This window comes from Chryseobacterium sp. SORGH_AS_0447 (assembly GCF_030818695.1).
Classification (GTDB): domain Bacteria; phylum Bacteroidota; class Bacteroidia; order Flavobacteriales; family Weeksellaceae; genus Chryseobacterium.
In genome coordinates this window covers 1,230,459-1,251,470 of the sequence record NZ_JAUTAR010000001.1, presented here as the reverse complement: position 1 = coordinate 1,251,470, position 21,012 = coordinate 1,230,459, and the positions used below count along the sequence as shown (strand labels likewise).

Sequence of the window (21,012 nt, the reverse complement as noted above, 5' to 3'; positions counted from 1 at the left end):
AGGATTTAAGTATAAATCTTTTTAGTCTAAATTATACTCATTTCATACTCAAAGCTCTTGGTTATGATGTAGCGATGATAACTTCTAACTCCTCTTTTCCAGCTTGTTAAGTTCATATTATTTAATCCTTAACGATCTGCTGGGATACCGGTGAATTGTTGATCATTCCGGTTACTGTATATTTTCCTTTGGGCAGTTCAATCAGATTCATTCCATAAGAAGTCTTTATAGGCGATTGCATTACAACCTGACCGAATTCATCATAAATTTTCACATTCTCTATTTCACTGCTGAAAACCACTTCTGTATTTTCTTTAAGGAAAGGATTGACAATAAAATTGAATTTGGAATAGTCCGGATCTACCACTGCAACAGCAACAGTAGTATTTCCAACAGAGGAATTGATAGGATATGCAGGTGCGGTAACAAATTCTATAGTATTGCTGCCTGTGTTTTCAAATATTCTCTTAAATGCGGTATTGGCTGCAGAAGCGAAGACTGGAATGGCATTCGTTGTTCCATAAGCGGCAAAATCAATGATATTGTTGCTTTTGAAATCTTCAACTTGTACCGGTCCGTTTACTAAAGCGATCTTTCCGGCCCTGTTATCAAGATCCAGCCCTCCGTAAGAATTTTGTGAACCATTAAAATTTACCACTTCATCGGCAATAAAATCCGGAGCAGGCAGATCTACCTTTCCGGAAACGTTGGGTCCTTCCTGAATCAAATAGCTTTGTCCCGGATTCAGGACAATGTTGGGAAGCATATGATACTGTGAAAAATTTCCTTCTGCGGAACCATACTGTATGGTTGCTCCATTTAAAGAAGCCGTTTCAGTGCCTATATTTTTAAGCATGATATAATCATGGCTTAATGCCAGACTCGGGCTTCCGCCGCCGCCATATATTTCGCTGATTACAATCTGAGCTTGAGTAAAGATTAAGGAAACAATCCCGATAAGAGTAAAAACTTTTTTCATGATGATTTATTTGTGGTTGCTGTGAAAACTACAAAAACGATACCACCGAAATAAAAATGACACATTAAAATTTGCTTAAATACTTATTAATCAGAAATAAAAAATCTCCGTTTCCAATGAAACGGAGATCAATATTTTATTCACAACTAATTTCTTAGTCTTTTAAAATTTTCTGGGAAACCGGCTTGTTGTTTACCGTACCCGTTACGATATAGTTTCCTTTTGCGAGTTCAGCAACGCTTACCGATTCGTTTTCTTTTACAGAAACTGTTTTTACAAGCTGTCCGCTCATCGTGTATACTTTTACATCTTTTGCTTCAGCTCCGAAAGTGATTTCGTTGTTTTTTACGAAAGAGTTTCTTACAAAATTTCCTTTGGTTGTAGCTACATCTGACACGGCTAGAGTTGCTGAAGCAGGAGTAACACTTGCCCAAGTTGTTCCAATTCTAAGTTCATCTATTTCTAAACTAGGTGTTTCGGTAGAGCTATCCTGTCGTAATAGAAAATTATTTACACTTGTTAAATCAGTAGTAGAATTAGTATCTGTAATAGTTGGAGCTGGAGGCGTTGTAGTACCTGGAACAGGATTTACCCAAAGACTTACTATATCGTCTGCCGTACCTCCGGTATTAAATGTATATCCAACAACAAGAAGATATGTTTGTCCTGTAGCGTACGTAGCACTTGTCCATGTCGTTGATACACCTGTATTTGATCTAACTTCAATACCAAACTGCAGGTTATTATCATCCACTCTTTTTGTCCATAATGTACCTCCAAAAACATTTCCTGAAGGACTTCCCTGAATAAGCCCTGCAAAATAACCTCCATTTGCATCTGTAACACCAGCCATCGAAACAGGATTAACTAACATTGAATAATATACAGTTCCTGAATTTTGTGCTGCTACTGATAAAGCTGCATCAATACCAGAACCTGCAAAACTAATCTTATTTCCAGTGGGAGCCTGTAAACCTGTATAGGAAAGATTACCTGAAACCAAGGCTATATCATCACCAGAGTTAAGAGCTGACCAACCTGTTTGAGTTTGCAAAGCAGTACCACTATATGCAAAACCATCATAATACGGTAATGCAGCCTGGCCAAATGCAACAGCAAAACCCAACATTCCTGATAAAAGATAAATTTTCTTCATGATTTAAAAATTTAATTATTAATAATTTACACGACAAAAATAAATCAAATTTTCAAAATAAGACAATAATCAGGTTAATTTTTTGTTAATAGTAGTAATGCCTTTTCGGTAAGGTATTTTTAAGTATTTTTACGAATTATTTTCAAAGGGTTGCGAAATTACATTCTGATATTCGTGTTGTTATTTATGGGCTTATTCTCCGGTAATGCCCAGATATTCACGTGGAAGAATCCAAACCTTCCGCAGGATAGTCTTAAAAGGGACAGCATTCATCAGGACAGTATTCTTGCCGCCAGATTTGAGCAGGATATTTTCGCAAAAGATACCCTGGATTTTGTAAAAACCAACAACCGTATTATTGTTGATGAAGGAGTGCTTGCCAGAAACGATAAAAAAAGATTTCTGGGAGAACTCAATTCAAAAGGATCAATTATCCGGGGGATTACATTCGGTAACAACCAGGGCCAGTCTGTACAAAGTTCAATGGACTTGCAGATTTCGGGAAGGCTTTCTAAAGATGTAACCATTCTCGCCAGTATTTCCGATCATAATTTACCGATCCAGGCAGACGGTTATACCCAGACATTGGAAGAATTCGACAAAATCTACATGCAGCTTAATATCAAGGATAAATCCATCCTGAGAGCAGGGCATCTCGATTTAGTGGAAGCTAAAAACTATTTTGCCAAATACCAGCGGCGAAGCATGGGCCTTGAGTTCCAGACGGAATTCGGAAAGGAAAATAAAACATTTGTCGATGTTTCGATGGGTGTGGCACGAAGTGAATTCCACAGGATCCGTTTCCAGGGGGTCGAAGGAAACCAGGGGCCTTACCGTTTGACAGGAAAGAACGGCGAGCAATTCATTACCCTGATCTCCGGTTCCGAACAGGTTTTTATCGATGGAATATTGATGAAAAGAGGGGAAAACCAGGATTATATCATTAATTACAATACCGGGGAAGTGACTTTTACCAGTTTCCGTCCGATTTTCCAGCAGAACTTTATTACCATTTCGTATAATTACGCCAACAGAAATTATTCACGATACCTTTTTACCGGAAAACTGGAGCATAAAAGAGAAAAATTAAGGTTAGGATTGAATTGGTTTATGGAAAATGACAATAAAAATGCACCATTGTCTTTGAACCTTTCACAGGAAGACCAGCAGATTCTCGCAGCAGCAGGAAATGATCCGAACCTGATGTATGCACCTTCGGGAGTCGTGGCAGAATATGATGTGAATAAGATTTTATACCGGTTGGTCCAGGATCCTGCCGGAAATCACTACGAATTCTCCACCGATGCCACGCAGACGCTTTACACTGTTTCTTTTACGTATTTCGGAGCCAATCTCGGTGAGTATAAGGTAACCCAGACTACCAATAACGGCCGGGTATTTCAATATGTCGGTCCAAACATGGGCGATTATCGGGCGGTAAGAAAACTGCCTTCTCCACAAAAATCACAGGTTTACTCTTTCAATTCCGAATATCTGTTGAAGGACGGAAAAATAGGCGCCGATATTTCCTTAAGCAATTACGATGTGAATTTATTTTCTTCCAGAGATTCCGAACAGAATATCGGGTATGCCTGGAGGGTTTTCGGAAATAAAACGTTTACCAAAAACAGCTGGAAGGGAACGCCGAATTTCGAATATCAGTATATCGACCGGCAGTTCCATATCCTCGATCGGATCAACGATGTGGAATTCTCCAGGGATTTCAACCTTGCCCAGGAATTCAGTGGAAGAACCCAAAACCGCTTTATTTTCAGCTTTCTAAATAAATGGAACAATAAATCCACCCTGAACTACAGAATCAATTACCTTGATGAGCAGGACACTTATAAAGGGATTAAAAACGATCTGGACTTTGGATGGATCAAAGGGAAGTTTTTTACCAAAGGAAATCTTTCTTATCTGAGCACCGATGCCGTTCTTCAGGATACCAAATTCATCAGAGGCGGAGTTTCCACGGAGTATACCGGGAAAAAAGGAAGCTGGGCAATGGGCGGCAGCATGGAGCACAATGAGAAAAAGTATAATGATACCGGCCTGATGGATGTTACCAGCTTCAGCTGGAAAGAAATTTTCGTACAGAAGAAAGTCGGAGACAGTACAAGAACGAAATTGCTGGCTAAAGTCTATATGCGCGACAACGACTCGGTTCGTGACAACAGGCTGCAAAGCATGAACAACATCTTAGGTTTTATGGCAGAAAGCCAGATCATCAAGACAGAAAAGACAACGTTGAACGCCCTGCTTCATTACAGAAAGTTCTTTTACCAGAATCAGGATGTGGACATGTCGAGAAATAACGATTTTGTAGTGGGGAACATCCTGTATAACCAGCAGCTTTTCAGAAACGGAATGCGCCTGCAGGCCTTCTATGAACTCGGCAATGGGCAGGAAGCTCAAAGAGAGTTCCAGTATATTAAAGTTACGGACGGGCAGGGAATCTACAAATGGACAGATTATAACGGTGACGGTGTTCAGCAGCTTGACGAGTTCGAGATTGCCGAATATTCGGATCTGGCGCAGTACATCAGGATTTACACCAATTCCGTACGGTATATCCCCTCCAACAAAAATAAAATTCAGCTGGCTTTGTTTGTGAATCCGTCGATTGTTTTTAATTCCGAAAATAAATTTTTAAAACGCTGGAATTTTAACATTTCCCTGAATTCCCAAAATTCATTCTATAAAAAAGATAAAGTCCTGGTGCTAAACCCATTTGAAAAAAATGAAGACCAGATCCTTAAAAACCAGAATATCCTGGCATCCGTACAGTTCAGCCCGACCGATAAATCCGGCTGGAACGGGAACTACCGCTTTATCTCGAATGACAACCTCATCAATGCCAATTTCAGTAATGAAGAACGGGAACAGACGTCTCATTTCCTGAATATCGGATACTGGTTCAACAAAGAATTCCGGATCGACTGGGAAAATTCCGTTCACGACATTCAGAATTCTTCCCAATTATTTGCTACGAGGGATTACCGCTTAAATAATTTTGAAACAAAACCGAAAGCCACTTATAAATTCACTGATGCCATCCAGGCAGAGTTTTCTTCCGCATTCCGCCAAAAGCAGCGTGTGGACGGTGAAGAATTCCTGAAAGCATTTGATGTTACGGGGACGATCCAGTGGGAACGCCGGAAAACGTCCATCCGAGGGAACTTTTCATTTATCAATAACGATTTTACAGGAAATAATTTCAGTATTGTCGGCAACCAGATGCTGGATGGTTTAAAGCCCGGAAAAAACCAGGTGTGGAGTGTATTTATCCAGCAGGCCATCAATTCCTTCCTTCAGCTCAATTTAAATTATGAAGGCAGAAATTCAGGCGACCGTACCATTCATATCGGAAGCATGCAGGTGAAAGCGAGTTTCTAAAATATCAGCCTAAAATAACCGGATCAGAACCTCTTTAAAACGCATTCTACGCAATCATTATAATTTTGTAAATTTGCACCATGATAAAAATTGGCAACATAGAACTGCCGGAATTTCCGCTTTTGCTTGCACCTATGGAAGATGTAAGTGATCCGCCATTCAGAAGATTATGCAAAATGCACGGTGCAGACCTGATGTATTCTGAATTCATCTCATCTGAAGGGCTTATCCGTGATGCGATAAAAAGCAGAAAGAAGCTGGACATTTTTGACTATGAGAGACCTGTGGGAATCCAAATTTTTGGAGGGGATGAAGAAGCAATGGCCATGTCGGCAAGGATTGTGGAAACAGTAAACCCGGATCTGGTGGATATTAATTTCGGATGCCCAGTAAAGAAGGTAGTCTGCAAAGGAGCCGGTGCAGGTGTTCTTAAAGACATCGACTTAATGGTACGCCTTACCAAAGCAGTCGTACGTTCCACCAGCCTGCCTGTGACGGTAAAAACACGTCTTGGCTGGGACAGCACTTCCATCAATATCGATGAGGTGGCGGAGCGTCTTCAGGAAACAGGGATCAAGGCACTGACGATCCATGCAAGAACACGTGCGCAGATGTATAAAGGAGAAGCGGATTGGGAACATATTTCAAGAATTAAGCAAAATCCCAACATCGAAATTCCTATTTTCGGGAATGGCGACGTCGATTCACCGGAGAAAGCTTTGGAATATAAGCAGAAATATGCCTGTGACGGAATTATGATCGGCCGCGCCGCTATCGGATACCCATGGATTTTTAATGAAATCAAACATTTCTTCAAAACCGGGGAACATTTGCCGGCGCCTACTATTGAAGACCGACTGTTAGCTGTTCGTCAGCACGCAGAATGGAGCGCAGAATGGAAAGGCGAAAGACTGGGACTGGTAGAAATGAGACAGCACTACAGCAATTATTTCCGCGGAGTTCCTCATTTTAAAGATTTCAGGAAAAAATTCCTTGAAGTATTCACGTTAGAAGAAATGGATGCTCTGATAAAGGAAACACAGGAGTTTTACACACAATATTTAGCGCAACAGGCATAAAAGAAAAACCATCAGGCAAATCTGATGGTTTTTTTATGTTGTTTAATATCCTTCTGAAGATTGATTTTTTATTAAGGCTAGCGCAGAAGAAGTTCCGATTCTTTTTACCCCCAGGTTAATCATCTTTTCGGCATCTTCGGGAGTCCTTACTCCTCCCGCCGCTTTTATTGGAAGCTTACCCGCATTTTCAAGCATGATCTGTATTCCTTCAAAGGTAGCGCCGTTGGGTTTTCCATTTTCCGTCTCATAAAATCCGGTTGAAGATTTCACAAAGATTCCGGACAGTTCGTTTTCGCTGAAATTTTCTCCGGCCCATTCGGAAATATGTTTGGTAATATCGGCGATCTGGTCATCCGTCAGTGCCGCAATTTCAATAATCCATTTTGCAATTTTATGATGCTGCAGGCATAGAGCCGTACATTTGACAAATTCTTCTCTTACCAGATCCAGTTCTCCTTTAAGATAAGCAGTATAATTCACTACAAAATCCAGTTCATCTGCTCCATCGGCAATCGCTTTTTCAGCTTCTGCCAATTTCTCCTCAACGGAGTAGGTTCCTTCATGAAAACCGATAACCGTTCCTACCACGACATCCGAATTCTTATCTGTGATATATTTTTTAACCGCCGATACATAATCCGGACGGATCATCACGGCAAAAATTCCGTTATCTATCGCTTCCTGAGCCAGTTCTATGTCTTTCTGCAAAGTTTCCTCTTCCGAAAGCCCCGACTGTGCAGGAGTTTTCAGATAGGTTGAATCTAAATATTGCGCAATGTTCATAATCTGTTATACTTTCAATTGTCTGTAAATACCCTGTTCCAAAGATATGAAAGTTTCCGTTCTTATTACCCCTTTCAGTTGCTGAAGCTTGCTGAGAATCTGCATCAGGTGGTCATTGTCCTTACAGATTACTTTCAGGAATATGGTATAATTCCCGGTGGTATAGTGGGCCTCCACTACTTCATTAATATCTTTCAGAGATTTTACCATATCCGGATAGTGGCTTGGCAGATCCAGAAATACACCGATATAGGAAATCACCTTGTACCCTATTTTCTTAGGGTTTAAAAAAGAAATTGAAGTTTCAATAACCCCTGCCTGTTCAAGTTTTTTGATTCGCTGATGAACCGCCGTAGTCGAAATCCCGACACTTTTCGAGATATTCGCTAAGGAGGATTTGGCATTGTCCATCAACATGTAAATAATTTCTTTGTCGATAGAATCTAACTGGTAGCTGGTATTCTTTGAATTTTTCATTCTTTCTTTATTTATGTTTTTACGTTTATTTATTAATTTCAAATCTTACAAAAACCGGAAAATGATCACTATAGCCTCCCAGATATCTTGTACCCGCATACGTTCTGAAGGGTCGTCCTTCCTGTTTTCTGTCGCGGCTCCTGATTTGTCCGGGTCTGAATATTTCAGCATTCCGAAATATAAGCATATTATCTTCCGAAAATAATGATTTGGATAATATAATCTGATCGAAAAGCAATCCTGATTTATAATGAAAAGTAGAATAATTTCCTGCAGAAAACAGAGGCACAAAAGGATTTTCCATCACCTTTTCCTGTGCATCGTTGTACAGAATGTTCTTTAAATTTTCATCATCCGGGTTTTCATTAAAATCACCACACAAAATTATATTTTCTTTATCTTCATTTACTATATTCAGAATCCGCGTACGGATCTCGTTCATGATAAAGTCTCTTTTTGGCTTGTTGATATCTTTTTCACGCTTTGAAGGCAAATGGGCGATAAAAACATGTACAAATTGTCCTCTATACTTTACTTTTGAATATAGTACATCTCTAGTTGTGTCGTAGTTTCCCTGGTTTTTATTAGTTATTTCAAAAAAGAATGTAATGGCTTCAGAATCCATCACCTCTATTTTCTTTTTATTATACAGTAATGCCACATCTACTTTCCTTTCATCCATGGAATTGTAGTGTACAATTCCGTATTCGGCACTGAAAGGCTGCATCTGTACAAGATCTTCAAGCACTTTTTTTCCCGAAACCTCAGAAAGACCGATCATAAAAGGCAATATTCCGTTTTCTTCCTTGATAAGCTGAAATACATGAGCTATTTTAAAAAGCTTATTCCTGTATTTCCTGTCGTCCCAGTTTCTCAGCCCCGATACCGTAGAATCCAGCTTGTGTACAGGCTTTGGATCAGGCAGAAATAAATTTTCAACATTATAAAAACTGAACAGCTCCATCAGGACGTTTTTCTGGAATACATTTCACTGACATTTAAAAGAAAGTGTAAATTTATTATTTTATTTATATATAATAAAGAATTTGCTTAAAATCTTACATCAATTTACCTTATAAATATAGCAAATTATATGAATTTAAAAGCAATCCAATTATTTTAATTGGAATTATTAAAAATTAATGGGAAAATAGATGTTAAAATTAAAAAACAACAGCCTTAATTTCTTAAGCTGCGAAAAACTCATTAGATTAACTTAGTTTCGTGAAAATCTTTGAAATTTATTCTTTACAAAAGATCAGGACGTTTTTCCCTGGTAATTCTTACCGCTTCATCATGACGCCATTCTTCGATTTTGGCAAAATTTCCGCTCAGAAGAATTTTAGGAACTTCAAGCCCTTTGTATACTTCGGGCCGGGTGTAGATCGGAGGTGCAAGCAAATCATCCTGGAAGCTGTCTGTCAGGGCACTCTGCTCGTCATTTAGTACACCGGGAAGCAGACGGATTACTGAATCCGCCAACACGCAGGCTGCCAGCTCGCCGCCGGTAAGGACATAATCGCCGATAGAAATTTCTTTGGTAATATGCAGATCCCTCACCCGCTGATCAATCCCTTTGTAATGACCGCAAAGAAAAATCAGGTTTTGTTTAATCGATAACGTATTGGCAATTTTCTGGTTTAAGGTAATGCCATCAGGTGTCAGGTAAATTACCTCATCATAGGTTCTCTGGGATTTCAGCTCCGAAATGCACTTATCCAGAGGCTCCACCATCATCACCATCCCGGCTCCGCCCCCGTAAGGCTCATCATCGATCTGGCGGTGCTTGTTGATCGCCCAGTCTCTCAGATGATGAAAATGTACTTCCGCCAGTCCTTTATCCATTGCTCTTCTTAAAATAGAAGTTTGAAACGGACTTTCCATCAGTTCCGGAAGTACGCTTATAATATCAATTCTCATTGTAATGTTCCGTTTTTCTTATTCGGCAAAATTATTAATCTTAAAGAAGAATCTTTGTTAAAATAGCTCCACATCCAGTTAAAAAATACAGCAAGCTTGTTTCTTACACTCAGAATCAGCATCAAATGTAAAAACATCCAGAAAAACCAGGCTAAAAAACCCTGGAATTTTATAAAAGGCAGATCAACCACCGCTCTGTGTTTTCCAATGGTTGCCAAAGAGCCTTTGTCTTCATACTCATACTCTACCCACTGGTTTTTATTCTTCTTTAAAAGATTCTTTCCTAAATTTTTTGCCTGATTGATGGCTACGTTGGCTAGCTGAGGGTGTCCCTGAGGATATTTGGGCGTTTCCATGTAAGCAATATCGCCAATGGCGAAAACATTATCGTAGCCTTTTATTTTATTATACCGGTCGGTAATATACCGGTTTTTAATCAGATTTTCTGCCGGGAAACCGCTTATTACATTCCCCGTTACTCCGGCTGCCCAGATCACGTTATTGGAAGGAATGGTTTTTCCACTTTTCATGTATACTTTATCGCCGTCATAGTCCGTTACATATTCCTGGCTGAGGAAGGTTACACCGAGATCCTTTAAATATTCTTCGGATTTGTCCTGAGCTTCTGTACTCATTACTGCAAGGGGCTTTTCCGTGGAACTTACCAGAATAATCTTAAGGTGGTCGAAATTCATGTAAGGATAATCTCTTGGGAGAATTTCTTTCTTCATTTCGGCAAATGCTCCGGCCAGCTCTACCCCGGTAGGCCCGCTTCCGACGATTACAATATTCCAGTTTCCATCGTCGCTGCGGCTTTTCTCCAGAATCAGCTTCTCAAAGGTCAGCAGGATGTTATTTCTGATGCCAATGGCCTCCTGGGTATTTTTCATTCCGAAAGCTCTGCCTTCAAGATCTTTGTTTCCGAAAAAATTCGTTTTACAGCCTGTAGCAATAATCAGCTTGTCATAGCTGAAATCCGCTTCATCGGTAATCACCCGGTTGTTGGCCGTATCGATTTCTTTTACTTCCGTGAGGCGGAACTGTGTATTTCTGGAACGCTGGAAAATTTTTCTGAAGGGAAAGGAAATATTAGAAGGCTCGATCCTTCCGCACGCTACCTGATAAAAAAGAGGCTGGAACATGTGATGGTTTACCCGGTCTAAAACAATGACTTTTTTGTTTTTATTGTTTAATGTTTTTGCAAGTTGCAGCCCCGCAAAACCACCCCCGATGATGATGATCTTTTCGCGTGTTTCCATAGTACACAAATTTACTGATTTTATTTAGCATTTAGAAGTGAAAAAAGTTAGTTTTGCAATAACTTTATGTCACCCGGTAAGTACAGCAAAAAAACCGCCAAAAAGATCCACCGCAACAGACGGAAGAATTACTTTTTCCGCCGCAGGATCCTGCTGGCCATACTGATCATCGCCCTGATAGGCACAGGTTTGTACCTGAAACAGTCCGTAAGTTACTACTATGCCCTGTACTTCAATAAATTCATCCATAAAAAGCTTCACAACAGCGAAACCGAGACCCTGAGAATCCAGAAAATCCTTTCCGATAACCTCGACAAAACTTATGGATTTGATATTTCGCATTATCAGAATAAAGAAGACATCAAATGGGACAGCCTTACCATTGGAAACAAAACGATTCCGCTAGAATTTGTGGTGATGCGGGCAACCATGGGAAACCGGAATGCCGATAAACATTTTGATGATTTCTGGGAACAGGCCAAAAAGCAGAAGATGATCCGCGGAGCTTATCATTTTTACAGGGCCGACGAAGACCCGGTGATTCAGGCCAATAATTTCCTGGAAAATGTAAAGCTTGAAAGCGGAGACCTGCCGCCGATCCTTGATATTGAGAAAATCTCGAAACGGAAAACCAATAAAAAGCTAATTGAAGACCTGAAAGTGTGGTGCAGAATCGTTGAGGAAACCTATGGTGAAAAACCCATTATCTACACTTATTACCATTATTATAAGGATTTCCTAAAAGGTGAATTTGACGACTATCCGCTCTGGCTGGCCAATTACAATGATGTTCCAGCACCCTCTCCCAACGGCCATTGGGATTTCTGGCAGTTTACGGAAAATGGGATCGTACATGGGATCAACACCAAAGTGGATCTGGATATTTACAATGGAAGCTCGTGGTCTTTAAAGAGACTGACACTGGATTAATCTGCTTCTCCCGTTTACGAATGATGATCTGAACTTATTTTAAAAGGATTTCTCTGAATCCATTCCGTTTTGGGAGAAAGTGAGAGAAAAATATTTTTCATGAATGGATTGATTACAGGATAAGTATGTCTGATGAGCCCGAAAATTTCAACCGGTTCCGCTCCGATGGTGGACTTAATCTCCAGGGCGGTCCTTCCGAAAATAATTCTTTTAAACTGATGATCAATAGCAAATTCAACCATGTCCAAAAGCATATTCAGGTAGATCTGTTTTTCTTTCTGAAGCTCTTTATCATAACCTAAGAAATAGGTATCAATGTCCTTATTGTTGAGGATTAAGGTATAAAATCCAATCATTTCCTCTCCGAGAAAGTACCCGAACATTTTAAAATTCCTCCCTAAATTTTCCTTCATGCTCTCAAAATGTTTTTCTTCCAGGAAAAAAGTATTGAAGGGAGCGTTCTCAGCTACATTCTGATACAGCATATGCATCATCTTGCGGTATTGGGTAATATCCTCAGCCTGCAATTCGCGTTTCATCATACCGGAAAGCTTTTTCCGGGCTGTTTTTGTCCGGCTTCGGTACTTTGTCGAAAAGTCGTTGGTATAATCTTCAAAAGATTTCCATGTCTTTCTGATGTTGAGCATCATCGTCGGCTGGACGGAAAACTTAAAATAGTCCCGGTATTGGCGGTCCCGGAAATACGAATAAAAATCCGCCTGGTAATCTTTATACATAACAAGCGAGGTTTTCCTTACCTCTTTCTGCATTTTCTGTACCGCGACATCCAACAGCGAAATCATTTTTTCCGGATTGATCTTTGAAGGATCGAAATAAAATCCGTTCTGCCCCGTAAGCATATTGTTTCCCAGGATCATCAGATCCCTGCTGAACTTTCTGGCTGCAAAATTCCTGATGCTGCACCAGATCTCATTCCTCTGAAAAGTTCTGTGCCGTATAAAATCCAGATACTGGAACAGGGCACCTCCGATTAAATCATGATCCTTAAAAAATCCTACGAAGTAACAGCTCATGTTGTCCGGCTTTGAAGTTTCGAGAACGTGAAAATAGGCTGCGGAAAGCATGATGTTATGATTTCCGACGACCGCGTCCCAGCATTCGGGAAGCCCGTAAGCTGAAGTATAAATTTCTAAATGATATGACATATAAAAGGCTACGCAAAAGTAGCCTTATCTTTTAAACCGTTAAAATTATTTTTAAGTTACCAGTAAAAATGTTTCACATCGTGCCACCCGCAGATAATTCCGCCCATAATGGTAATACACAAAGTCCAGTATCCGGTGTTGATCATGGTGTACTTCCAGGATTTTCTTTCGAACATGGCATTGATCGCCATTATGGGAAACACAAAAAGCACTCCGGCCATCAATGAATGCAGCGCACCATGGCCCAAAGACCGGTAAGCCGTACCGTAATCTTTCATGAAAGCATGATAAGACGGGTTGGCATTCATTTCATCACCGCCGATCATTCCGACCGCGCCGAACTGATGAATGGTAACGTACTGAAGGAAAAATCCCATTAAAAAGGACAGGATTACCGTAAAAACAAAGACTCCGGCCATAGCACCCTTCATCTGAGCATCTGTTAATCCGACTTCCTGCATCCATATTTTTCCGAAAACTTTCGGATGATACCATAAAAAACCCAGCATCAGGGGAATAAGCGCAGCCGTAAAAACAGCCCAATAGTTGATATGCATCATATGTTTAATTTTTAAATAATGTTGTCCCTAAATGTACATCAAAAAGCTATACAAAATACATATTACTTAAAATATTACCAATTAATATAACATATCATAATTAAAACACTATTTAACCATCGATAAATACACATTTAATACTTTTAATTAAATAAATCCCAATTCGATTATTTTAAGAAATTTAAATCATATCATGGCTGCGCCAAACCTCTTTTTCTTGTTACATTTTCGTACTTTTGCGGCTCGTTTAAGTTTTAAAAACCAAACCTTTAATTTCCCATGAATTACGTTTCCGTTGAAAACCTCACCAAATCTTACGGCATCAAAGTTTTATTTGAAAATATTACCTGCCACGTCAATGAAGGTGATAAAATTGCTATTGTTGCCAAAAACGGAAGCGGAAAATCTACCCTGCTTAAAATCCTTATGGGTAAAGAGATTGCGGACAGCGGAACAGTAAACATCAACAAAGATATCCAGGTCGTTCTGTTCGATCAGGAGATCGATTTCAATCCTGATCTTACCATCGACGAATTTATGATGACCCTAGATTCGGCACCGATCATGGCCCTGAAGAATTATCATAAGTCCCTTCATTCTACCGATCACGATTTTATTGAAAAGGCGCTTCTGGATATGGAAGCCCATAAAGCCTGGGATCTGGAAAATGAGATGAAGCAAATCCTTTCCCAGCTTAAAATCACGGATCTTGAAGCCAGGATGGGAACACTTTCCGGTGGACAGATCAAAAGGGTTGCACTGGCCAAGCTGCTTACGGAAACGCGGGCGGAGCATCGGCATACTTTGCTGATCATGGATGAGCCGACCAACCACCTGGACGTAGAAATGGTGGAATGGCTGGAAAATTATTTAAGCAAAGCAAAAATCACGTTACTGCTTGTGACCCACGACCGGTATTTCCTGGACAGTGTATGTGATACGATCTGGGAAATGGAAGACGGAAACCTGTACACCCACAATGGATCTTATGCCACCTACCTGGAAAACAAGATGATCCGTGAGGATAACATGAATGCGACCATCGATAAAGCCAACAACCTTTACCGGAAGGAGCTGGAATGGATGAGGAGACAGCCGAAAGCAAGAACTACAAAATCCAAATCGAGAATCGATGCTTTTTACGAAACGGAAAAAGTAGCCAAAACCGACACCCGCAAGCAAGGCCTGGAGCTGGATTTCGAAATGAAAAGACTTGGAAGCAAAATTCTTGAGCTTCACCATATCGATAAAAGCTTTGGAAACAAAGTGTTGCTGAAAGACTTCAGCTACCAGTTTCAGCGCGGCGAAAAAGTAGGAATCGTCGGAAAAAACGGAGCTGGTAAATCGACTCTGCTGAATATTATTCAGGGATTGGAAAAAGCCGACAAAGGGGAAATCGAAACCGGGGAAACCATCCATTTTGGTTATTTTTCGCAAAAAGGGCTTACCTATAAAGAGGACGAGAGGGTAATCGACTTCATTAAGGAAGTCGCTGAATATTATCCTTTAGCCAATGGGAAAAGCCTTTCGGCATCGCAGTTTTTACGGCTGTTCTTATTTGACGACCAGACGCAGTACTCCCCTATTTCCAAACTTTCCGGCGGAGAAAAAAGGAGGTTGCACTTAATGTATATTTTATATCAGAATCCAAACTTTCTGATCTTCGATGAACCTACGAATGACCTGGACCTTCCGACACTGACGGTACTGGAAAACTTTTTACAGCAGTTTCAGGGCTCTCTGATCATCGTTTCCCACGACCGTTATTTTATGGACAGGATCGTGGATCATATTTTAGCTTTTGAAGGCGAAGGAAAAATCCGGGATTTTACCGGTAATTTCTCGGAGTACCGTGAAGCGAAAAGCAAGGAAGAAGCATTGGAAAAATCGGTTGCATCAAAACCGGAACCTGTAAAAGAAGCTACGCCGACTGCCAACATACCGAACCCTTCCAAAAAGAAAAGGCTTTCCTTCAAGGAACAAAGGGAACTGGAAACCATCGAAAAAGAAATGCCCGAACTGGAGGAGCAACGGGCAAAAATTCTGGATCAGCTTAATAATGAAAGCGATTATGAAAAGATTTCAAAGCTTTCTGCAGATTTGGAAAATATTTCCGGTAAACTTGAAGATCATGAAATGCGCTGGCTGGAACTTCAGGAAATGCTGGGAGAAGCGTAGTGGGTTGGAGTGTTTGATGGTCTGAGAGTTGGAGAGTTAGAGAGTTGGAGCGTCTGAGAGTTGGAGTGTCTTAGGGTTGGAGAGTAATGAGGTTGGGAATACAATATCTATTTTGAATTTTATATTCAAAAAAAGCGCTCACTTACGCTTACCCTAAACTCTATCACCCTCAAACCCTATTACCCTAAAACTCTACCACTCTCAAACCCCTATCTCTTACAAATAAACCACCCGTTCACCTGCGGCGCTTTCCAATGCTGCATCGATGATCTTCATATTTCTGATGATTTCTTCGGCCGGTGAAGGCAGTGCATATCCGAAAACAATAAATTCATAGATCTGCTGATAGTAATTCATGTAATTTCCGGGTTCACTGGAAGTAAGGATTCTTTCGGTTTCTTTATGGTCATTTAAAAAATTCAGGATGCCGTCTGCCTGTTTCAATGGCTGAGTCCAGTCTTTACCGTATGCAGGAATGGTTCCTGCCACCAGTTCATTCTCCTGATTGTCGGATCTTTCCTGTAAGAAGCTTCCTTTTTCACCATGGATGGCATACGCATAATGCGCTTCTTTTGTAAATACGGAAGATTTCAGCCTTACTCGAAGATCATTTTGATAGAACAGAATAATTTCAAAATAATCATTGGCGAATGCTTTTCCTTTCATTGAAAACACATCGGCAAAAAGCTTTTCGGGAAAACCGAAATATTGTACCGCCTGATCTACCAGATGGGATCCCAGATCGTGCAACGAACCGGAACCTGTTGCTTCAGGGTTTTCTTTATGTGCTTTCCCACTCGGATCGGTACGGAACCTGTCGAAACGGATCTCTGCTTCTTTAATCTCACCAAGCTTGCCTTCACTCATAACTTTCTGTACCTGCAGGTAGTCGCGGTCGAATCTGCGGTTCTGGTACACGCTCAGGAAAAGCCCTTTTTCTTCGGCCAGCCGCACCAATTGTTCGGCTTCTGCAACATTTACGGTAAAAGGTTTTTCTACCACTACATTTTTCCCGGCTTCCAGAGCTTTTTTTACATATTCGAAATGCGTCTGTACGGGAGTATTTACAACCACCAATTCAATATCCGCATTCTGCAGCATCTCTTCTACCGAACGGTAAATGGTGGTCTGAGGATATTTCTCTTTAGAATCTTCCTTACTCCGTTCGACTATGGATGATAAAAAAAATCCGGGATGTTCTTTAAGGAATGGTGCATGAAAAACTTTTCCGCTCATCCCGAATGCACAAAGCCCAACTTTTACTAATTGCATATGATTATTTTTAACAAATATATTTATAAAATTTTTCATTTCTTATCAACCTCATAATGAGACAATAACAGATTACAAGACATGCTGATAAAAATCATTATTTTTATTTTGAATAAATATAAATAAACAATACATTTGCGCCTTATTTAAAACCACTCTAAATAATAAACTAAAAATGAATAAGCAGCTGGTAACTTTAGGATTATTATTCACAGCCCTATCCTTAAGTGCACAAATGAAAAATACCGAAGCAGATACGGTAAGAATCCAAACGATCGAAGACGTTAATCTTCACAAGACAGGAAACCCGAACAAAGCCAGGCCTCTATCTACCAAATCCAACCTTACGGTGATGGAAACCCCTCAGCCGATCGCCATCGTAACGCATGAAATCATCGAACAGCAACAGGCCAAACAGCTGAGCGACGTTCTTCAGAATGTAAACGGTATTTATGTAACTTCTTCCCGTGGAAATTCTCAGGACAGTTTCGGCGGACGCGGTTTCATTTTAGGGAATGATAATATGTTCAAGAATGGTTCAAGAATCAACAGCGGTGTTTTCCCTGAAGTGACCGGACTGGAAAGAGTTGAGGTTCTGAAAGGAGCCAATGCCATGCTTTACGGAAATACGGCAGCTGGTGGAATCATCAATATGATCACGAAAAAACCCAAGTTCAATTTCGGTGGAAGCGTTGGCATGAATGCCGGAAGCTGGAATTCCTATAAACCGGTGGTTGATCTTTACGGGCCTTTATCCAAAAACATCGCATTCCGGGTAAACGGAGCTTATGAATATGCAGAAAGTTTCAGAGACGTCGTACAATCTGAGAAATATTATTTTAATCCTTCGTTTTTATTTAATTTAAGTGACCGGTCACAGTTGATCGTTGAAGGGGACTATCTTAAAAATAATTTTACCCCTGATTTCGGAATCGGTTCGATTACCAACAAAGACCAGAGTTACCGACTGAACGACATGGTTTCCAGAAACGTCTTCTTCGGAACAAACTGGCAATACCAGAATGTGCAGCAGGCCTCCACGAATGTAACCTTCAATCATCAGTTCACTGAAAGATGGTCCTTGAATGCGACGGCTTCTTATCAAAACTATACAAAAGATTATTTTTCTTCGGAAAGGGTACAGTGGGGATATGAAAAATCTACAGACAGGCTTTTCTGGAAACGTCCTTTGAACAGAACTTATAATGAACAAAATTACACTTCGGCTCAAATAAATCTTAACGGAGAATTCAATACCGGAAAAATAAACCATAAAGTTCTGTTCGGAACCGATGCAGATTATGGTGTGGCTGATTCTTATTCTTTCTATAATCCAACCAACAGACTGCCTTACGGAAACAGCTATTTGTATGGAACGAACGGAAATAGTAATGGCATACTTTATCTTAATGACCCTTCATCTTGGGCGAGCGGAGCTATTCCTGATGCCGAAAAACTTGAAAAAAACAGAATCAATACTCGAAGAATTGGTGTATATGCTCAGGATTTTATCAGTCTTACCCAAGAGTTTAAAGTAATTGCAGGATTACGGTGGTCATATATTGAAAATATGCCGACCATCAATACGAAATTTAAAACCAGTACTAATGGTTTAGTTAATCTAAATTCAACAACAGGTAAAGGCTTGGTAAATAATTCTTCTTCATCGGATCAGGCAATTTCTCCAAAATTCGGATTTGTGTATATGCCGAATGATAATTTTTCAGCATTTGCCACTTATACCAATTCCTTTGTTGCCAATGTAGGTAAACTTAGAGATGGAGAAGCTTTAACTCCAACTAACATTGACCAGTATGAAATCGGTGCTAAAAAGAATATCTGGAATAATGCATTAGCGATAAACCTTACAGTATATCAGATTCTATACAGAAATTATTATCAGAATGCGCTGGACGACAAAGGTAATCCTATAGATCCAACAGGCCTTACAAAAGATTTCGCAGGAAAAATGAGAAGTCGCGGGGTTGAGCTTGATATCACAGGAAACCCAACAGATAACTTATCCATTATTGGAGGATTCTCTTATAATAATTCAGTTTATCTTGATACTCCTGAAGTATTTGGATACGTTGAAAATCAAAGACTTGTAAGAACACCGGCTACTACAGCTAATGCTTCAATATTTTATAAATTCACCCAGTATATTCCTGGATTAAAAATCGGAGCAGGAGCTTATTATATAGGCAACAGATTAGCGGGTTGGAACGATACGAAGACAGGTTCAAACAGTTTACAACAGAGAAATGGAATTAGCAGAATATTTGAATTAAAAGATTACACGACCGTTTCTCTTTCTGCCGGATATGAGTGGAGTAAATTTTCTGTTCAGGCAAGAGTCGGAAATCTTTTCGATGTGGTTAACTACAATGTTCACGAGAATTATTCCGTAAACCCGATTACTCCGAGAAATTATTATTTCACCCTAACCTATAAGCTGTAAAAATAACAGAAGAATAATTTCTTTAATTAAAGTGGGAATTGCATTTTTGCAGTTTCCACTTTTGAAATTTATAAACAAACAATAAGATATGGATAAGATTAAAGGCACACGAAGTTTCATGAGAGTTACCCACCGCTACCTGGGATATTTCCTTGCCGGAATTATGGCGGTATATGCAGTAAGCGGCGTACTACTGGTCTACCGGGACACCGATTTTCTGAAAAAGGAAAAGAAATACGATAAGGTGATTGAAAAAAACCTGGATGAAAAAGCACTGGGCAAAGAATTGAAAATCAAAAACTTGGAAGTACAGAACACGGAAGGTACCGTCTTGAAATTTAAGCAGGGAACATATGACCAGGCAACAGGGCAGGCAAAATATTCTAAAAAAGAGCTGCCGTTCGTTCTGGATAAAATGACAAAGCTTCACAAATCGCAGTCTAAAGAAACGCTTTCGCCGTTAAATACTTTTTTCGGGATCTCGTTATTCTTTTTTGTGATCTCCAGTTTCTGGATGTTTAATCCCAAAACAAAAGCGTTCAAGAGGGGAATGATTTTTACCGTTGCCGGATTGGTGGTCGCCATAATTCTCTTATTGGTGTAAATATATCGCGCTATCCCTTTAGCAGCGCGGTTTAAATTAGTTTTAATTAGCCTTAATTCATAAACAAATGAGTAGTATGGCACATTTATTGTTTTTCTGATAGCACAAATGATAAGCATTAAACATTAAAATAATAAATTATGAAAAAGCTAATTTTATCAGGAATACTAGCAGTAGCAGGTTTAGCTACAACTGCAAATGCACAGATCCAAAGAGGAAACTGGATGGTAGGAAGTAGCATTTTATCGAGTAATTTCGGATTAAATACAGGAGGCGGTTATAACATCGCATTACAACCAAAAGCAGCATACTTCATTGAAGATAACGTAGCTGTCGGTGGATATGTAAATCTAGGATTCAGCAAAGTAACAAACGGAAGCCCTACAAGATTTGATTACGCAGTAGGAGGTTTAGGACGTTATTATTTATCTCCGGGAGAAAAAGGAGTAGATAACCTATTGAACCACGGACGTTGGTTCTTCGAAGGAAACTTAGGAGTTGGAGGAGCTTCTGTAGAAAACGGAATTTCTACCAGCGGACTTGACTTCGGTGTTGGTCCAGGATATTCTTACTTCATTACACCGAACATCGGGGTTGAAGGATTGGTAAAATATCAGGGACAGGCAGGATTCGGAAGCGAAGGCCTTAACTCAAACATTACTTTCAACGTTGGTTTCAGCATCTTTATTCCTACTTCAAAAGGAAGAGACGTTATCAACGATGTAAAATAAAAGAAGCAATCACTTCACACTCACTATATACTTAACAATGAAATCGTCCCGGGAAGAA

Annotated in this window: 17 protein-coding genes; 7 read left to right on the top strand and 10 right to left on the bottom strand. The window is 39.9% G+C overall.

The window, feature by feature from the left end; translation table 11 throughout:
* Nucleotides 1-121: 121 nt before the first annotated feature.
* A complete protein-coding gene (locus QE422_RS05875; protein ID WP_307455871.1) occupies nt 122-979 on the bottom strand; it encodes a lamin tail domain-containing protein in 858 nt (285 codons plus the stop codon).
* A 154-nt stretch (nt 980-1,133) separates the two neighbouring features.
* The gene (locus tag QE422_RS05870; RefSeq protein ID WP_307455869.1) at nt 1,134-2,135 is read right to left on the bottom strand and encodes a T9SS type A sorting domain-containing protein; all 1,002 of its coding nucleotides are present in this window, start codon (nt 2,133-2,135) and stop codon (nt 1,134-1,136) included.
* A gap of 186 nt (nt 2,136-2,321) precedes the next feature.
* On the opposite strand from QE422_RS05870, the gene QE422_RS05865 reads away from it, so the two are divergent.
* Nucleotides 2,322-5,534 (top strand): hypothetical protein, encoded by a 3,213-nt coding sequence (locus QE422_RS05865; RefSeq protein ID WP_307455867.1) that lies wholly within the window; start codon nt 2,322-2,324, stop codon nt 5,532-5,534.
* An 80-nt stretch (nt 5,535-5,614) separates the two neighbouring features.
* On the top strand, nt 5,615-6,613 hold the full coding sequence (dusB, locus tag QE422_RS05860; protein ID WP_307455865.1) for a tRNA dihydrouridine synthase DusB: 999 nt from the start codon (nt 5,615-5,617) through the stop codon (nt 6,611-6,613).
* Nucleotides 6,614-6,655: 42 nt separating this feature from the next.
* Here the strand turns inward: dusB and deoC are convergent, their stop codons facing one another.
* The 5 genes from deoC to QE422_RS05835 form a co-directional block, all read right to left on the bottom strand.
* A complete protein-coding gene (deoC, locus tag QE422_RS05855) occupies nt 6,656-7,399 on the bottom strand; it encodes a deoxyribose-phosphate aldolase (protein WP_307462291.1) in 744 nt (247 codons plus the stop codon).
* Nucleotides 7,400-7,402: 3 nt separating this feature from the next.
* Complete coding sequence (locus QE422_RS05850) at nt 7,403-7,873, bottom strand: Lrp/AsnC ligand binding domain-containing protein (RefSeq protein ID WP_146940877.1); 471 nt, start codon at nt 7,871-7,873, stop codon at nt 7,403-7,405.
* A gap of 25 nt (nt 7,874-7,898) precedes the next feature.
* Nucleotides 7,899-8,837, bottom strand: a complete 939-nt coding sequence (locus tag QE422_RS05845) for an endonuclease/exonuclease/phosphatase family protein (protein WP_307455862.1) — start codon at nt 8,835-8,837, stop codon at nt 7,899-7,901.
* 284 nt (nt 8,838-9,121) lie between these two features.
* Nucleotides 9,122-9,793 (bottom strand): tRNA (guanosine(37)-N1)-methyltransferase TrmD, encoded by a 672-nt coding sequence (gene trmD, locus QE422_RS05840; RefSeq protein ID WP_307455860.1) that lies wholly within the window; start codon nt 9,791-9,793, stop codon nt 9,122-9,124.
* Nucleotides 9,790-11,052, bottom strand: coding sequence for an NAD(P)/FAD-dependent oxidoreductase (locus QE422_RS05835; protein WP_307455858.1), 1,263 nt, complete (start codon nt 11,050-11,052; stop codon nt 9,790-9,792). The genes trmD and QE422_RS05835 overlap by 4 nt, the downstream gene beginning before the upstream one ends.
* Nucleotides 11,053-11,118: 66 nt before the next feature.
* Here QE422_RS05835 and QE422_RS05830 point away from each other — a divergent pair, with 66 nt between their 5' ends.
* Nucleotides 11,119-11,982: a glycoside hydrolase family 25 protein gene (locus tag QE422_RS05830; RefSeq protein ID WP_307455856.1), complete on the top strand. Its 864-nt coding sequence runs from the start codon at nt 11,119-11,121 to the stop codon at nt 11,980-11,982.
* Nucleotides 11,983-11,996: 14 nt separating this feature from the next.
* On the opposite strand, the gene QE422_RS05825 is transcribed toward QE422_RS05830, so the two are convergent.
* Together QE422_RS05825 and QE422_RS05820 are read right to left on the bottom strand one after the other, a co-directional pair.
* Nucleotides 11,997-13,148 carry a GNAT family N-acetyltransferase gene (locus QE422_RS05825; protein WP_307455854.1) on the bottom strand — a complete coding sequence of 384 codons (1,152 nt, stop codon included), beginning with the start codon at nt 13,146-13,148 and terminating at the stop codon, nt 11,997-11,999.
* A 56-nt stretch (nt 13,149-13,204) separates the two neighbouring features.
* Complete coding sequence (locus tag QE422_RS05820) at nt 13,205-13,708, bottom strand: DUF1761 domain-containing protein (protein WP_307455852.1); 504 nt, start codon at nt 13,706-13,708, stop codon at nt 13,205-13,207.
* Between the two features lie 279 nt (nt 13,709-13,987).
* Between QE422_RS05820 and QE422_RS05815 the strand changes: the two genes are divergently transcribed.
* On the top strand, nt 13,988-15,886 hold the full coding sequence (locus QE422_RS05815) for an ABC-F family ATP-binding cassette domain-containing protein (protein ID WP_307455850.1): 1,899 nt from the start codon (nt 13,988-13,990) through the stop codon (nt 15,884-15,886).
* A 216-nt stretch (nt 15,887-16,102) separates the two neighbouring features.
* On the opposite strand, the gene QE422_RS05810 is transcribed toward QE422_RS05815, so the two are convergent.
* The gene (locus QE422_RS05810) at nt 16,103-17,158 is read right to left on the bottom strand and encodes a Gfo/Idh/MocA family oxidoreductase (protein WP_307455848.1); all 1,056 of its coding nucleotides are present in this window, start codon (nt 17,156-17,158) and stop codon (nt 16,103-16,105) included.
* 175 nt (nt 17,159-17,333) lie between these two features.
* On the opposite strand from QE422_RS05810, the gene QE422_RS05805 reads away from it, so the two are divergent.
* The 3 genes from QE422_RS05805 (at nt 17,334) to QE422_RS05795 (ending at nt 20,954) form a co-directional block, all read left to right on the top strand.
* Nucleotides 17,334-19,619, top strand: a complete 2,286-nt coding sequence (locus QE422_RS05805) for a TonB-dependent siderophore receptor (protein WP_307455846.1) — start codon at nt 17,334-17,336, stop codon at nt 19,617-19,619.
* Between the two features lie 88 nt (nt 19,620-19,707).
* Entirely contained in the window at nt 19,708-20,223 is a 516-nt protein-coding gene (locus tag QE422_RS05800; protein ID WP_307455844.1) for a hypothetical protein, read from the top strand.
* 140 nt (nt 20,224-20,363) lie between these two features.
* A complete protein-coding gene (locus tag QE422_RS05795; protein WP_294284466.1) occupies nt 20,364-20,954 on the top strand; it encodes a hypothetical protein in 591 nt (196 codons plus the stop codon).
* The last annotated feature ends 58 nt before the right edge of the window (nt 20,955-21,012 follow it).

Excerpts from the sequence above, each read along its gene's own strand:
- QE422_RS05875 (WP_307455871.1), bottom strand. The coding sequence starts at position 979 with ATGAAAAAAGTTTTTACTCTTATCGGGATTGTTTCCTTAATCTTTACT.
- QE422_RS05870 (WP_307455869.1), bottom strand. The coding sequence starts at position 2,135 with ATGAAGAAAATTTATCTTTTATCAGGAATGTTGGGTTTTGCTGTTGCA.
- QE422_RS05865 (WP_307455867.1), top strand. The coding sequence starts at position 2,322 with ATGGGCTTATTCTCCGGTAATGCCCAGATATTCACGTGGAAGAATCCA.
- dusB (WP_307455865.1), top strand. The coding sequence starts at position 5,615 with ATGATAAAAATTGGCAACATAGAACTGCCGGAATTTCCGCTTTTGCTT.
- QE422_RS05850 (WP_146940877.1), bottom strand. The coding sequence starts at position 7,873 with ATGAAAAATTCAAAGAATACCAGCTACCAGTTAGATTCTATCGACAAA.
- QE422_RS05845 (WP_307455862.1), bottom strand. The coding sequence starts at position 8,837 with ATGGAGCTGTTCAGTTTTTATAATGTTGAAAATTTATTTCTGCCTGAT.
- trmD (WP_307455860.1), bottom strand. The coding sequence starts at position 9,793 with ATGAGAATTGATATTATAAGCGTACTTCCGGAACTGATGGAAAGTCCG.
- QE422_RS05835 (WP_307455858.1), bottom strand. The coding sequence starts at position 11,052 with ATGGAAACACGCGAAAAGATCATCATCATCGGGGGTGGTTTTGCGGGG.
- QE422_RS05830 (WP_307455856.1), top strand. The coding sequence starts at position 11,119 with ATGTCACCCGGTAAGTACAGCAAAAAAACCGCCAAAAAGATCCACCGC.
- QE422_RS05825 (WP_307455854.1), bottom strand. The coding sequence starts at position 13,148 with ATGTCATATCATTTAGAAATTTATACTTCAGCTTACGGGCTTCCCGAA.
- QE422_RS05820 (WP_307455852.1), bottom strand. The coding sequence starts at position 13,708 with ATGATGCATATCAACTATTGGGCTGTTTTTACGGCTGCGCTTATTCCC.
- QE422_RS05815 (WP_307455850.1), top strand. The coding sequence starts at position 13,988 with ATGAATTACGTTTCCGTTGAAAACCTCACCAAATCTTACGGCATCAAA.
- QE422_RS05810 (WP_307455848.1), bottom strand. The coding sequence starts at position 17,158 with ATGCAATTAGTAAAAGTTGGGCTTTGTGCATTCGGGATGAGCGGAAAA.
- QE422_RS05805 (WP_307455846.1), top strand. The coding sequence starts at position 17,334 with ATGAATAAGCAGCTGGTAACTTTAGGATTATTATTCACAGCCCTATCC.
- QE422_RS05800 (WP_307455844.1), top strand. The coding sequence starts at position 19,708 with ATGGATAAGATTAAAGGCACACGAAGTTTCATGAGAGTTACCCACCGC.
- QE422_RS05795 (WP_294284466.1), top strand. The coding sequence starts at position 20,364 with ATGAAAAAGCTAATTTTATCAGGAATACTAGCAGTAGCAGGTTTAGCT.